Origin of the sequence: Nocardiopsis xinjiangensis YIM 90004 (genome assembly GCF_000341145.1) — a bacterium.
In the GTDB taxonomy this organism is placed as follows: Bacteria; Actinomycetota; Actinomycetes; order Streptosporangiales; family Streptosporangiaceae; genus Nocardiopsis; species Nocardiopsis xinjiangensis.
Genome location: NZ_ANBE01000001.1, coordinates 1 through 13403, shown reverse-complemented (window position 1 = coordinate 13403; position 13403 = coordinate 1). Strand labels below are relative to the sequence as shown.

The window sequence follows — 13403 nt, the reverse complement described above, 5'->3', positions numbered from 1 at the left end:
CGTGGATATGGCGGGAGATTCACCCCCGGTCCGGGAGGGGCCAGGAACGATGATCCCACCGGAGTCGTCTGTACTCCGGGGAAGGCCACAACCGCGCTGCGCGGTGTCGACGACGTGTCGAACAACGTCCAGCGGCCGTCATCGTGAGGAGGGGTGATGAGCAGCTCTCCTCTGTACTTGGCCATCGTGGTCGTGTGGCTCATCGTCCTCGTGCCCATGCTCCTGCGGAAGGACTCGATCGCCGAGGCCGCCGCCGAGGAGACCAGGCGCGAGGACGACGAGGTCGAGGAGGACTTCGAGGAGGAGCACGCCGACGACCGGAGCCCCGACGCCGCCGAGACCCAGGTGCTCCGCCGGGGGGCGCACAGGATCCCCGAGCCGGTTGCCGAGGAGCCCGAGATGCCCGAACCGCTCCGCGAGCCCCGGGGCCGCGTCATCGCCCGTCGGCGTCGCCGCACCAGCGCGCTGGCCCTGCTCAACGTCGCCACGATCGTCGCGGTTTCCCTGGGCCTGGGGCCCTGGTGGGTCCTCGCTCCGCCGGTTCTGTTGCTGGCGGGGCACATGGCGCTGCTGAGGGAGGCCGCCAAAGCCGATGCCGAGCACCGGGAGGCGGCCCGCCGGGCCCGCCGCAGGGCAGCTCTCAGAGCACGCAGAGAGGTGGAGGAGCGCCGCCGCGATGCCGAGCGCGAGGCCGAGGTCATCGCGCTCAAGGCGCGCCGCAGCAAGGTCTACGACCAGTACGCCGATGCCCGTATGCGGGCAGCCGGCGACTGATCCGGACAGAGCGTTCGGAGCACGGCGCCAGGGCTGCTAGTCTTGGAGGCGTCTTCGGGGCTGTGGCGCAGTCCGGTAGCGCATCTCGTTCGCATCGAGAGGGTCAGGGGTTCGAATCCCCTCAGCTCCACCGACAGACGCAAGGGCCTGCCACCCATGGGTGGCAGGCCCTTCGTCGTGCGTGTCCTTCCATGGCGAAGGGCCCGCTCCGTCGGGAGCGGGCCCGTGCCGTGCATGCACGGCGGGGCGGTCGGGAGGGGACGTATTCCCTCTGGCGGGAGGTCCTCCGGACCGGAGCCCCGAGTCTCACCGGCGAAGCGTCCATCCCCTGGGGCGGGGAGCGCCGGGCTCACCGCCACGATACCGCTGCTGCCCCGGTGCGGACAGAGTCTCCGGCCGGTCCTCGTCCCACGTCCGGCGCCGGGGGAAACGAACGGGAAACATACTCGCGTTCTGGCTTGACCGAAACTGAGGGTGGGGCGCGTTCACGAGGAGCGCGTGGGGTGTGGTGGGGGCGCGTTCGCCCCTTACGGGCAGTGACGGGGCTCGCCTCTCCCAGTGGGGTGCTTGTCCGTGCATGGGCAATTTTGGTGTTTTGCGTGGAGTGTCCCTCACCTGCGGTCAGGCCCTCCGGGGCCGTGTCCCGCTCGGTGCCGGTATGGAGAGCCGTATCTCCGTAAAGGCTGATGAATTCCATGCCTGTCGCTCTCGGTGATGATTGTCGGGTCCGCGCATTTGCCGTTTCGGTGTGATGTTTTTGCAGCTCGGGGCGGAGGGGTCGCTGATGTGATCTAATTCCACCGTCATGAGCTGGGGAGACAGGTGTGTGAGATCTGTTCTCCCGAACTTCGTGCACGCTTGGGAGGTTCTTCCCTCGGCGGTCTTGCCTTCTCGCTTTCCGTGCGTCATCTTTGGTTGGGTAAGGAAACGGAACCGTCCCGAGAGGTGGAAACCATGATTGAGTACGCCGTTTCCCGCAACAACGGTTGGTCCTGGGCGTAGTACAGGATCCCCTGAGGCCCTCGGCCGCACAGGGACGACGGTCCCGGCAGCGGATGCACTGCCGGGACCGCTTCTTGTGCGGGGCCACCGGCCGGTAGGCGCCTGCTTTGTGGTTTCCCACGCCGGGGTAGGGGAGGGAAGCGAACACGTTTCACGGGCCGAGTCGGCCCGACGAGAAGGGGCGGAGAGCACCCGTGTCCAACTCCCCTCAGTACCCTGGCGGTTACCTGCCGCCGGAAGGAGAGCCCGAACCCGAACGCGATCCGGAGGAAGAGAGCCAGGAGGAGAACCGGCTCGACACCGAGCGCTTCCGGCGCACCACCCCGGCCCGGTTGCGACCGATCCCCCCGCGCCGCAGCCACGGTTACTGGCGCCTGATCGCCGGGGCGACCACCTATGTCATGGTCGTCGGGGGTATGGCCGACTACAGCGAACCCCAGACGCGGGCCGCGGCCCACGTCCTCTTCTGGCTGTTGATCCTGGCAGCGATGCTGATGACCCTCTCCCGTGAACAGAAGCACGGTTGGGAGCCCGGCCCACGCTGGCCCTACGCCGTGGCAGCACTGGGCGGGGCCGTGCTCGTGGAGCTGTTGGTGCTGCTGGTGGGGTCGCCGGCGATCATCGTCGGCTCGGTCATCCTGCTGGGGTTCGTCAGCTTCGTGCTGATGCTGGCCGGCTGAACCGGCGGGGAGGACGTGCGGGCCTCAGGTGGCCTCGTCGTCGAAGGGGGGACGCTTGCCGTTGAGGCGCGCGGCCTTCTTCGGCTGCTCGTCCTCCTCGCCCTCCCAGAAGTGCTTCTGGACGAACCGCTTGGGGTTGAGGTCCTGGACGTCGAAGTCCTTGTACTCCGGGCCCAACCCCTCCTTGATGTCGTTCGAGGCGCTGTTGGCCATCTTGCGCAGCTGGCGCAGGACACGACCCACCTGCTGGGCCGCCTTCGGGAGCTGGTCGGGGCCGAAGATGAGCAGCGCGAGCAGGAGGAGGAGGGCGAACTCGCCTCCGCTGATCCCGAACATGTGCTTCCTCGCTTCGTCTACCGGCCGATCCAAAAAGGTTAACCGGTATGGGAGGGCCTGGGCGACGGTGCCCCGGTTCGAGTGCAAGATCCTACGAGAACCGGCCCCCGCTCCGCGGAGCGGGGGCCGGTTTCCGTCACGCCTGAAGTGTGATCAGACCGAGCGCACGTCGGCGGCCTGCGGGCCCTTGGGACCCTGGATGATGTCGAACTCGACCTTCTGGTCCTCTTCCAGGTTCCGGAAGCCGGTACCCGCGATCGCCGAGTAGTGGACGAACACGTCGGGCTGACCGCCCTCGACGGCGATGAACCCGAAACCCTTCTCAGAGTTGAACCACTTCACGGTGCCCTGAGCCATCTGCTCTCCCTTGGGGACTGCTTCAGGACCGCACCTTGCTGGCCCCGGGTCGCCGGGCGCCGACCGACGAGGCATCCCCGATAAAGCGCCCGCGTGAAGTTCCGCGAGGCCCTGGGGCATCCATGGAAACAACAACAGCAACCAATGGCTGACGCTATCAGGGAGAGTGTGCACTTGCCGAGGGTTTCCTCTGGCAAATTTCGCGCCGGATTGTCCTGTTTCGGCTACGCGAAACTGTTGATTTCCGGCGTTCGGGAGGCTAAAGGAAGCGGGGCGGCCCGTGAGCCGCCCCGCGTGGATCAGGAACCGCCGTTCCCGTAGATCCAGACGTCGAACCACAGCCTTTCCCGCCACAGTCCTTCGTCCATCGGATACGCGGACATCACTGGATAGAGATAGGCGAAGTTGGCTACCACGAGCAGGAGCACGACACCGAAGACCACACCGCCCAGAGCCCGCGTGTACGGAGCGAATCTCGGGCTCTCCTCCCCGGCGCCCATGACGAGACCGAGCATGAGCACGATCGCCAGGATCAGGAACGGCAGCATCGGCAACGCGTAGAACAGGAACGTCGGGCGGTCGGGGAAGGCCAACCAGGGCAGCCATCCCGCGGCCACACCGATCAGGACCGCGCCGGCGCGCCAGTCCCTCAGAGTGAGCCACCAGGCGAGCATGACCGCGATCGCCAGCAGGCTGATCCACCATACGATCGGGGTGCCGATGGAGACCACCGAGGTCACGCAGTTGCCGGTACCGCACCCGACGGCCTCGCCGTCGTAGTGGAACATCACCGGTGTGCGCATGACCAGCCACTCCCACGGGGCCGAGATGTAGGAGTGGTCGCTGGTCAGACCGTTGTGGAACTCCATCATCCGTCTGTGGTAATCGGCCAGGCCCACCAGGGCCTCGTAGGAGGAGGCCAGGAAGCCGGGCATCCAGTCCGGGGCCGTGCCCGCGGAGTGCTCGCGGTTGTACCCGCCGGCGGTGAACAGCCAGCCCGACCAGGAGACCAGGTACACCAGCCCGGCCACCACGACGGTCTGCACGAACGCCGGCACAGCGTCGATACCGAACCAACGGAGGAAGGCGCGGCGCTGGCCCACGCTGCGCCGCGCACCGTAGTCCCACGCCACCGTGAGCAGGCCGAAGACCGCGATGAAGAACAGGGCCGACCACTTCGTCCCGACCGCCGTGCCGAAGCACAGGCCCGCGGCCAGGCGCCACCAGCGCATCCCGATCCAACCCGCGGTGGTGACGTCCACCCCGGCCTCCGCGAGGCGGACCCACCGTTCTCTGGTCTTGTCCCGGTCGATGACCAGGCACGCGAAACCCGCCAGCACGAACAGGGTCAGGAAGATGTCGACCATGGCGATGCGGCTCAGCGTGAAATGCAAGCCGTCCAGCGCCAGCAGCAGACCGGCGGCCGATCCGAGCAGCAACGACCGGGTGAGGCGGGTCGCCAGACGCACCAGGACCAGCACCGAGATCATCCCGGCCAGGGCCGCCGCGAAGCGCCAGCCCTCCGGGGTCATCGCCGAACCGAACGGGAACAGTGACCACAGCCAGTCACCGAGGGCGATCAACCACTTGCCCATGGGCGGGTGCACGACGAAGTCGCCGGTGCCGGTGAAGATCTCCTGCTGCCCCTGAGCGAGGAGCTCGTCGGCGTTCTCGACCGTCTGGTGCTCGTGGCCGTGGGACCAGAGCCCGTAGGCGTCCTTGGCGTAGTAGGTCTCGTCGAAGTAGATGCGTGCGGGTTCGCCGAGGCCGACCAAGCGCAGGGCGCCTGCGAAACCCGCGACGACCACCGCGGCCAGCCAGCCGAGCCACAGGGGGACGGGGTCGGCCGGGAGGAAGCGGGAACGGAGGGAGGCGAACCGGGACGGGGGTGGCATGTCTGGGTCTGACGCGGAAGATGTGGCGGTGGTGGTCATCTGAGGATGAGCGTGGATACAGCCGCCTTCAGGCGGGACAGGAACCACCTTCTCCTTTCTGATCTGGCCTTACGAGATGTGGACCGGACTGGGAAAAGTGGCCGGGTGCACGGTGGAGCGGCCGTTCGAGCGCCGCTCCCGCCCCGTGTGTCCCTGGTCCGTGACCGCGCCTGGACCGAACGTACCCGGGACTGCCGGACGGCCTTTCCCGGGCCCTGCTCTCCCGGCCCCGCTGCGTGATTCCGGCGGAGCCCGCACAGCAGGGCGGGGATCGGTGCGAGACCTCGACGGAAACCTTCCCTGGCGGGGGAGAGGACTCCGACTCGGCTCGTAGGTTGGGGACGGAGAACGGGAGTCCGTGTTCCGGACGGACCACGAAACCATGTTTCGGATGGCGTGACAGAGCCAACCGTAGCGCGACAGAACGGGGATCACAGTGGTTGAGGGTGTCGGTGATGAGCGGCGGGTCGGGACGCTCACGCTCGCGGGATTGCCGATCGGGAACCTGGAGGATGCCCCACCCCGGCTTCTGCGCGCGCTGGAGTCCTCGGCCGTCGTCGCGGCCGAGGACACCCGGCGTCTGAAGCAGTTCGCCGGGCGCGCGGGGATCCGGATCGGTGCGGAGGAAGGGGCCCGCGTGGTCTCCTACTACGACGCCAACGAGTCCAAACGTTCCGAGGAACTCCTCGCCGGTCTGCGCGGGGGCGGCGACGTCCTGGTGGTCACCGACGCGGGCATGCCGGGGGTCTCCGACCCGGGCTACCGGCTGGCATCGGCCTGCGCGGAGGAGGGCATCCCCGTCACCGCGATCCCCGGACCCTCGGCCGTGACCACCGCCCTGGTCGTCTCGGGTCTGCCCACCGACCGGTTCTGTTTCGAGGGGTTCCCGCCCCGCAAAGGCCTGGCCCGGTACCTGGCCGGGATGGCCGGCGAGCGCCGCACCATGGTCTTCTTCGAGAGCACTCACCGCATCGCCGCCACCCTCACGGCGATGGCCGGGGCCTTCGGTACCGATCGGCGTGCCGCCGTGTGCCGGGAGCTCACCAAGACCTACGAACAGGTCCGTCGCGGCACTCTGGGCGAGCTCGCGGAATGGGCCGGGGCCGGGGTGCGCGGGGAGATCTCCGTCGTCGTGGAGGGCGCGGGAGGAGCATCCGCCGACACGACCGACGAACACCTGAGAGCAGCCGTGGCCGACCTGGTGGAGGAGGGTGTGCGCCGCAAGGACGCCATCGCCCGTGTGGCCAAGGAGACCGGGGTACGCAAACGGCACGTCTACGACCTGGTGCACGGCATCGGTGAGACGTCCTCCCAGGCCTGAGCCCCTGTCGCCGGCCCGGGCCATGGAGCCGGGACGACGTCCGGCGCATCGGAACCCCGAACCACGAGCCGAGGAGAGAATTGTGCGCAGCCAACTGTTCGAGCAGGCCCAGGAGAGCGCCCACCGGGGCATGCACCTGCAGAACCGCAAGATGCTCAAGGTGGGCCTGGAGGGGGAGTTCCTGGCCCGCCAGGGGTCCATGGTCGCCTACCAGGGCGAGGTCGGATTCTCCTACCAGGGCTCCGGCAGCGTCGGGCGGTTCTTCAAAAAAGCCTTCACGGGGGAAGGGCTGCCGCTCATGCGGGTCTCCGGCCGGGGCGACGTGTTCCTCGCGCACGAGGCCTGGGACGTCCACCTCCTCGACCTGGAGAACGAGTCCCTCACCGTCAACGGCGACAACGTCCTGGCCTTCGAGTCGAGCCTGGGCTGGGACATCCAGCGCATCAAGGGGGCCGGCATGGTCGCCGGAGGGCTCTTCAACACCGTCCTCACCGGTTTCGGCCGTGTGGCCGTGGTCTGCCACGGCTCGCCCGTGCTGTTGAACGTCGACCAGCCCACGTTCGTCGACACCCAGGCCGCGGTCGCCTGGTCCAGCACCCTGAGCACCAGTGTGCGCAGCACCTTCAAGGCGGGCGCGATCATCGGCCGGGGCAGTGGCGAGGCCTTCCAGCTCGCCCTGCAGGGGCAGGGGTTCGTGCTCGTTCAGGCCTCCGAGGGGGCCCGGGAGGCCCGGAAGCAGAGCTGACGTCCCGGGGCAGACGCACGAGGGCCCGGCCTCCCGACGAGGGGAGACCGGGCCCGATGCGTGTGGTGCACCTCCTCGGAAGGTGTCAGACCACGGCGCCGTCGTCCTGGTCGCGAGCGGCCTTGGCGGCGTTGCGCTGCTTGGCCTTGCGCTCACGGAGCACGTGCGGCGGCGGGGTCTTGTCCCACCGCTGCAGCCAGATCGCCAGCGGCACCGCCACGAACACGGTCGAGACCACACCCGTGGTCAGACCCACCAGCATGGCGATGGAGAAGTCCTGGAGCGAGGACCCACCCAGGAAGGTGAGGAAGCCCAGGATGATCCATGCGCCGGCCGTGGTGTTGACCGTACGCGGCAAGGTGTTGATGATCGCCCGGTTCGCGATGGCCGGGAACCTCGACTTCTCGTCCTTGGCCCATTCGTCCCGGACACGGTCGAAGACCACGACCGTGTCGTTGACGGTGAANCGGCTTCCCCAGCCACATGAACAGCCCCACGACCAGGAGGATGTTGAAGCCGAGCGAGAGGATCGTGGAGACACCGAAGGACCAGCGGAAACGCCAGGCCAGGTAGGCCATCTGCGCGATGAGCGCCAACCCCAGGGCGATGAGTGCCTGGTTGCGCAACTCCTCACCCATGCTCGGGCCGATGAACTCGTCCGAGGAGACCTCGACACCGCCGGTCGCCTCCGATAGGGACTCGGTGATGTCACCCATCTGATCGTCGTTGATGTCGCCCGTGCGCACCGACAGGTCGGCGTCTCCGGACTCCTGCACCACCGCGGTGTCCGAGCCCGGGAAGTCCGCCGCGGAGACGACGTCGCGCGCCTCGTTCACGCTGATGGGCTGGTCGCCGGTGACGTCGTACTCGATGACGCGTCCGCCGGTGAACTCCACACCGAGGTTGATGTCGCGGACCAGCGGGGCGGCCACGGCCGTGACCACGATGAGTGCTGCCACGATCAGGCCGTACTTGCGGAACTTCATCAGGTCCGGGCTCTTGCGGACCAGCCACTCGCGCACCCTGCCGATGCGGTCGATACCGGTGACCGACGGGTGCTTCTTGATGATGGCGCGGCGTACCGCGAACTCGACGAAGACCCGGGCGATGACCAGCGCCGAGATCATCGACGCGATGGTACCGATGCTCAGGGTCACACCGAAGCCCTGAACGGTGCCGGAGGCGAAGAAGAACAGCAGCCCCGCGGCCAGGAGCGTGGTGATGTTGGTGTCCAGGACCGCGCTCCAGGCCTTCTTGGTGCCCTCGACGAAGCCCTTCTCCAGGTTCGGCGGGATCGCACGGCGCCTGCGCCGCTTGAGCACACCCGCCTCTGCGTCCTCGGCCTCGTCGTCGGTGGCGTCCTTGAGCCCCGCCGACTTGTTGGCCTCGTAGTTGTTGCGTTGTCGCTGGTACTCCTCACGCGCGCGCTCGAAGATCAGCACGTTGGCGTCGATGGCCATACCGATCGCCAACACGAAACCCGCCAGGCCCGGCAAGGTGAGTGTGGCCCCGATCCCGACGAGCATGCCGTACGCGAGCAGGGTGTAGAAGGCCAGTGCCAGCGACGCCAGGAAACCGGCGAGGCGGTAGACGACCGTGATGTACAGCGCGGTGAAGGCGATACCCAGCACAGCGGCGATCGCGCTGGCGTTGATGGCCTCCTCGCCCAGGGTCGGGCCGACCGTCTGGCGCTGGACCTCGGTGACCGGCAGCGGCAGCGAACCGCCCTCGATCAGCACCGCCAGCTCCTCCGAGGTCTCCGCGGTGAAGTCCTGGCTGGTGATCGTGGTGGAACCGCCGGGCATGCCGACGTCGCAGCCGATGTCCTGGTTGACCTGCGGCGCCGAGATGATCTGCTCGTCGAGCACGATCGCGACGCGGCGCTTCGGGTCGCCGACCGGGTTGCAGGCTGCGTCACCGGTCAGGTTCGCCCACTGGTCGCGGCCCTCGCCCTCGAACTCGACGTTGACCTGCCACTGGGAACGGTTCTCCGGGTTGAGCAGGGACTCGGCGCTGGAGACCTGGTCACCCTGGATCTGGGCCTCACCGAGCTGCAGCGGTGTGCCCTCGTCGTCCGGGAGCGTGGTGACGACGTCCTCGGGGTTCTCGGCCGGCTGGCCGCCACCGCCCTGCTGCTGGGGCGGCATCATGCCCTCGAGGTCCTCCATGCCCTCGGGCATCTGACCCTCGGGCGGGGCCTCTCCTCCGCCGTCTTCTCCTCCGCCGTCGGAGGGCGCGCGGGCCTCGTCGGCCGGTGCCTGGGCGGAGTCGCCTCCGCCGCCGGGCATGCCGCCGCCCCCGGGCATTCCTCCGCCGCCGGGCATGCCGCCGCCGGGCATTCCTCCGCCGCTCTGCTGTTCCACACCCAGGACGGGGTGGAAGGACAGCTGGGCGGTCTGGCCGACGATCTCGGCCGCCTCGGCCGGGTCCTGGACACCGGGGAGCTCGACGATGATCCGGTTCTCACCGGAACGCGACATGTCCGCCTCGGCGACACCGAGGCGGTCGATGCGCTGGCGCAGCACCTCCAGGACCTGGTCGGTGTTGTCGGAGTCGGCGACCGTGCCGTCCTTGCCGTCCTGTGCCTCCAGGACGATCTGTGTGCCGCCGCTCAGGTCGAGCCCGAGCCGTGGCGGGATGAACCACGCCGCGCCGAACGCGACGACGATGACGAGCAGGGATATCAGGGCGCGCGTCCAACGCGCCCCCGATCCCGTTTGACTGGACAAGGGGTGAACCTCTCACTGCGGTTACGGGTGGCCGGCCACTCACCCGGTATGAGCCGTGTCGGGGGGTGGTGAGCCGGGGATGGTCAGGTGGCGGTGGACGCGGTGAGAGGCGGAGCCCGGGTCGGTGGCAGATCCTCCGGGACGCCCAGTTCGGGAACGGGGCCGACGCGCGGGAGTTCGGTCGGCCACCAGGGCTGGTCCCACACCACCAGCCGCAGCATGCGGCTGGGGAGCGCGTCAGGGAGGTCGCGCACGGGCGAACGCTGGTCGCAGACCGAGGAGGCCGCCGAGAACGTGACCCGTTCGTCGGCCTCCTCGCCCCGGTCGTCCGAGGCCTTGGCGGCCTGCGCGTCGCGGTCGTGCGGGTCGTCCAACACACTGGCCACGCCGTAGGAGGGGACGGCCCCCTCCGCCGGGCGCACCTGCAGCCATGAGGCCGAGGGGGTGCTCAGGACGACGAGCAGCACCACGCTCGCGACCAGAGCCGTGGTGCATCGGGCAGGGCGGGGTACAGCACGGGTAACCGTGGTGACCACCGCCTCGCGTGAAGGGCCGGGGCTGTCTCGTCGCGACGCCACGGGCCCCGGCGGCACGTGCCGTCGTGCAGCCGAGCATAAGGGCAACACCCGTCCGCTCAGGAACCACCTCCCTCCCCGGTCCCCTACGGGAGGCCTGGACACAGGAGGCCTCACCGGGCACGGGGCCGCCGTGCAGGAGTACCGGGCCGTGTCCGGCCACCTTTAGTCTTGGAGTATGTCGTCGAAACGCCACATCCTGACCGCGGTCGCCTGGCCCTACGCCAACGGACCGCGCCACATCGGCCACGTGTCCGGCTTCGGGGTCCCCTCCGACGTCTTCTCCCGCTTCCAGCGAATGTCGGGCAACCACGTGCTGATGGTCAGCGGCACCGACGAACACGGCACCCCCATCCAGGTCCTGGCCGACCAGGAGGGTGTCACCCCGCGGGAGCTCGCCGACCGCTACAACAAGGTCATCGCCGAGGACCTGGTCGGTCTCGGACTGTCCTACGACCTGTTCACCCGCACCACCACCGGTAACCACTACGCCGTCGTCCAGCAGCTGTTCACCGCGCTCTACGAGAACGGCTACGTCTTCACCCACACCACCAAGGGCGCCGTCTCGCCCTCGAACGGGCGCACCCTGCCGGACCGCTACATCGAGGGCACCTGCCCCATCTGCGGTTACGACGGGGCCCGCGGCGACCAGTGCGACAACTGCGGCAACCAGCTCGACCCCATCGACCTCCTCGGTCCGCGCTCACGTGTCAACGGTGAGACGCCCGAGTTCATCGACACCGAGCACTTCATGCTCGACCTGCCGGCCTTCGCGGACGTGATGACGGAGTGGCTCAAGGGCAAGGGAAGTGACGAGGCTGCGCCGGAGGCGTCCGTTGGGGGCGGTGGCGGGCGACGGGTGGGCTGGCGGCCCAACGTCCTCAAGTTCTCCATGAACTTGCTGGAGGACCTCCAGCCGCGCGCGGTCACCCGCGACCTCAACTGGGGCGTTCCCATCCCGCTGGAGGGCTGGGACGAGGACCCCAACAAGCGCCTGTACGTGTGGTTCGACGCGGTCATCGGGTACCTGTCGGCCTCCATCGAGTGGGCCAGGCGCACGGGGGAACCGGAGTCCTGGCGCCTGTGGTGGCAGAGCGAGGAGGCCGAGTCCTTCTACTTCATGGGCAAGGACAACATCGTCTTCCACTCGGTGATCTGGCCGGCGATCCTCCTGGGGGCCAGTGGTGAGGGCGACCGGGGCGGCGAGCTCGGCCCGCTCGGCGCACTGAACGTGCCCTCCGAGGTCGTCTCCAGCGAGTTCCTCACCATGGAGGGGCAGAAGTTCTCCTCCTCGCGCCGCGTCGTCATCTACGTGCGCGACTTCCTGGAGCGCTACTCCGCCGACGCGCTGCGGTACTACATCATGGCCGCCGGCCCCGAGACCCAGGACACCGACTTCACCTGGTCCGAATTCGTGCGCCGCAACAACGACGAGCTCGTCGCCGCCTGGGGCAACCTCGTCAACCGCTCCATCTCGATGGCCGCCAAGAACATCGGGCACGTGCCCGGACCGGGCGTGCTCACCGAGGAGGACGAGCAGGTCATGGCCGCCTCCCGCGCCGCCTTCGACACCGTCGGCGCCCGTCTGGAGAACTCGCAGTTCAAGGCCGCCCTGCAGGAGGCCATGCGCACCGTCGCCGAGGCCAACAAGTACATCTCCGAGCAGGCCCCGTGGGCGCTCAAGAAGACCGACCCCGAGCGGATGGCCACCGTCCTGCACGTGGCCCTGCAGCTGGTCAAGGACGCCAACACGCTGCTCACGCCGTTCCTGCCCGAGTCGGCCAACAAGGTGCACGCCATGCTCGGAGGCCAGGGGCAGTGGAGCGGTATGCCGTACCTGGCCACCGGCCACGACACCATCGGCGGTTCCGGGGAGCCCGTGGACTACACGGTCATCACCGGGGACTACGCCGAGGACCTCGCGCGTTGGACCTCGGTGCCGATCACCCCGGGCACGCCACTGGAGCGGCCCCAGCCGCTCTTCGCCAAGCTCGATCAGTCCGTGGTCGACGAGGAGCTGGCGCGCCTGCGCGGCGAGATCGACTGAACCGACAGGCCGCGCCGGTGGGCGGGCGCCCCGAGCGGCACCGCCCGCCGGCGCCTTCGTGGAAGGACCAGACAGTATGGGCAAGCGCAGTGGCAAGGCCGTCGACGAACGCAACAGACAGACGCCGCCGCCGGTCCCCGAGCCCCTGCGTGTCCCCGTGGCAGACAGCCACACCCATATGGACATGCAGACCCCCGAGGTCGAGGAGATCATCGGGGTCGCCGAGAGTGTCGGTGTGACCCCGCTCCTGCAGGTCGGCGTGGACCTGCCGTCGTCGCGGTGGGCGGCCGAGGTCGCCCGGGCCCACCCCGGACGGGTGTGGGCGGCCGCGGCCCTGCACCCCAACGAGGCCCCGCGGATCGTGCACGGCGACGGGGCCGAAGGGGTGGAGACCGACGACACCGACTGGGCCGGCAAGGCCCGCGCGGGCGCCGGTATCCAGGGGCTGGAGCGCGAGGTCGAGCAGATCGCCGAACTGGCCGCGCTGCCGCAGGTGGTCGCCGTCGGTGAGACCGGTATGGACACGTTCCGTACCGGACCCGAGGGCAAACGCGCGCAGGAGGAGTCCTTCCGCCGCCACATCGACATCGCCAAGCGCACCGGCAAGGCGCTCATGATCCACGACCGCGAGGCCCACGAGGACGTGCTGCGTGTGCTGGCCGAGGAGGGCGCGCCCGGGACCGTGGTCTTCCACTGCTTCTCCGGTGACGCCGACATGGCCAAGCTCTGCGCCGAACAGGGCTACTACATGAGCTTCGCCGGGAACGTGACCTTCGCCAGCGCCGAGTCCCTGCGTGAGGCCGCCAAGGCGGCCCCGGCCGAGCGGATCCTGGTGGAGACCGACGCGCCCTTCCTCACGCCCAAGCCTTACCGGGGACGCCCCAATGCGCCTTACCTGGTGCC

Annotated in this window: 10 protein-coding genes, 1 tRNA gene and 1 pseudogene; 7 read left to right on the top strand and 5 right to left on the bottom strand. The window is 68.8% G+C overall.

Annotated features, from left to right (window positions below; translation table 11 throughout):
• The first annotated feature begins 156 nt into the window (after positions 1 to 156).
• The 3 genes from sepX to D473_RS0100050 all read left to right on the top strand — a co-directional run bounded on the left by sepX (position 157) and on the right by D473_RS0100050 (position 2456).
• Entirely contained in the window at positions 157 to 774 is a 618-nt protein-coding gene (gene sepX, locus D473_RS0100060) for a divisome protein SepX/GlpR (protein ID WP_017607048.1), read from the top strand.
• 56 nt (positions 775 to 830) lie between these two features.
• A tRNA-Ala gene (locus D473_RS0100055) sits at positions 831 to 904 on the top strand.
• A 1066-nt stretch (positions 905 to 1970) separates the two neighbouring features.
• Positions 1971 to 2456: a hypothetical protein gene (locus D473_RS0100050; protein ID WP_017607047.1), complete on the top strand. Its 486-nt coding sequence runs from the start codon at positions 1971 to 1973 to the stop codon at positions 2454 to 2456.
• Positions 2457 to 2480: 24 nt separating this feature from the next.
• Here the strand turns inward: D473_RS0100050 and D473_RS0100045 are convergent, their stop codons facing one another.
• From D473_RS0100045 to D473_RS0100035, 3 genes are all read right to left on the bottom strand, one after another.
• Entirely contained in the window at positions 2481 to 2792 is a 312-nt protein-coding gene (locus tag D473_RS0100045; protein ID WP_017607046.1) for a sec-independent translocase, read from the bottom strand.
• 153 nt (positions 2793 to 2945) lie between these two features.
• On the bottom strand, positions 2946 to 3149 hold the full coding sequence (locus D473_RS0100040) for a cold-shock protein (protein ID WP_017574366.1): 204 nt from the start codon (positions 3147 to 3149) through the stop codon (positions 2946 to 2948).
• Positions 3150 to 3448: 299 nt separating this feature from the next.
• The gene (locus D473_RS0100035) at positions 3449 to 5083 is read right to left on the bottom strand and encodes a dolichyl-phosphate-mannose--protein mannosyltransferase (protein WP_026126456.1); all 1635 of its coding nucleotides are present in this window, start codon (positions 5081 to 5083) and stop codon (positions 3449 to 3451) included.
• Positions 5084 to 5519: 436 nt separating this feature from the next.
• Between D473_RS0100035 and rsmI the strand changes: the two genes are divergently transcribed.
• Positions 5520 to 6404, top strand: a complete 885-nt coding sequence (gene rsmI, locus D473_RS0100030) for a 16S rRNA (cytidine(1402)-2'-O)-methyltransferase (protein WP_017607044.1) — start codon at positions 5520 to 5522, stop codon at positions 6402 to 6404.
• An 82-nt stretch (positions 6405 to 6486) separates the two neighbouring features.
• A complete protein-coding gene (locus D473_RS0100025; RefSeq protein ID WP_017607043.1) occupies positions 6487 to 7149 on the top strand; it encodes an AIM24 family protein in 663 nt (220 codons plus the stop codon).
• Between the two features lie 85 nt (positions 7150 to 7234).
• Here D473_RS0100025 and secD read toward each other — a convergent pair.
• A pseudogene (secD, locus tag D473_RS25380) lies at positions 7235 to 9878 on the bottom strand (protein translocase subunit SecD).
• Positions 9879 to 9961: 83 nt separating this feature from the next.
• Positions 9962 to 10345: a hypothetical protein gene (locus D473_RS0100015; RefSeq protein WP_017607042.1), complete on the bottom strand. Its 384-nt coding sequence runs from the start codon at positions 10343 to 10345 to the stop codon at positions 9962 to 9964.
• A 286-nt stretch (positions 10346 to 10631) separates the two neighbouring features.
• Between D473_RS0100015 and metG the strand changes: the two genes are divergently transcribed.
• Together metG and D473_RS0100005 are read left to right on the top strand one after the other, a co-directional pair.
• The gene (gene metG, locus D473_RS0100010; RefSeq protein WP_017607041.1) at positions 10632 to 12500 is read left to right on the top strand and encodes a methionine--tRNA ligase; all 1869 of its coding nucleotides are present in this window, start codon (positions 10632 to 10634) and stop codon (positions 12498 to 12500) included.
• A 76-nt stretch (positions 12501 to 12576) separates the two neighbouring features.
• The coding region (locus D473_RS0100005) for a TatD family hydrolase (protein ID WP_017607040.1) at positions 12577 to 13403 on the top strand (827 nt) is incomplete at its 3' end.

Excerpts from the sequence above, each read along its gene's own strand:
- sepX (WP_017607048.1), top strand. The coding sequence starts at position 157 with ATGAGCAGCTCTCCTCTGTACTTGGCCATCGTGGTCGTGTGGCTCATC.
- D473_RS0100045 (WP_017607046.1), bottom strand. The coding sequence starts at position 2,792 with ATGTTCGGGATCAGCGGAGGCGAGTTCGCCCTCCTCCTCCTGCTCGCG.
- D473_RS0100040 (WP_017574366.1), bottom strand. The coding sequence starts at position 3,149 with ATGGCTCAGGGCACCGTGAAGTGGTTCAACTCTGAGAAGGGTTTCGGG.
- D473_RS0100035 (WP_026126456.1), bottom strand. The coding sequence starts at position 5,083 with ATGACCACCACCGCCACATCTTCCGCGTCAGACCCAGACATGCCACCC.
- metG (WP_017607041.1), top strand. The coding sequence starts at position 10,632 with ATGTCGTCGAAACGCCACATCCTGACCGCGGTCGCCTGGCCCTACGCC.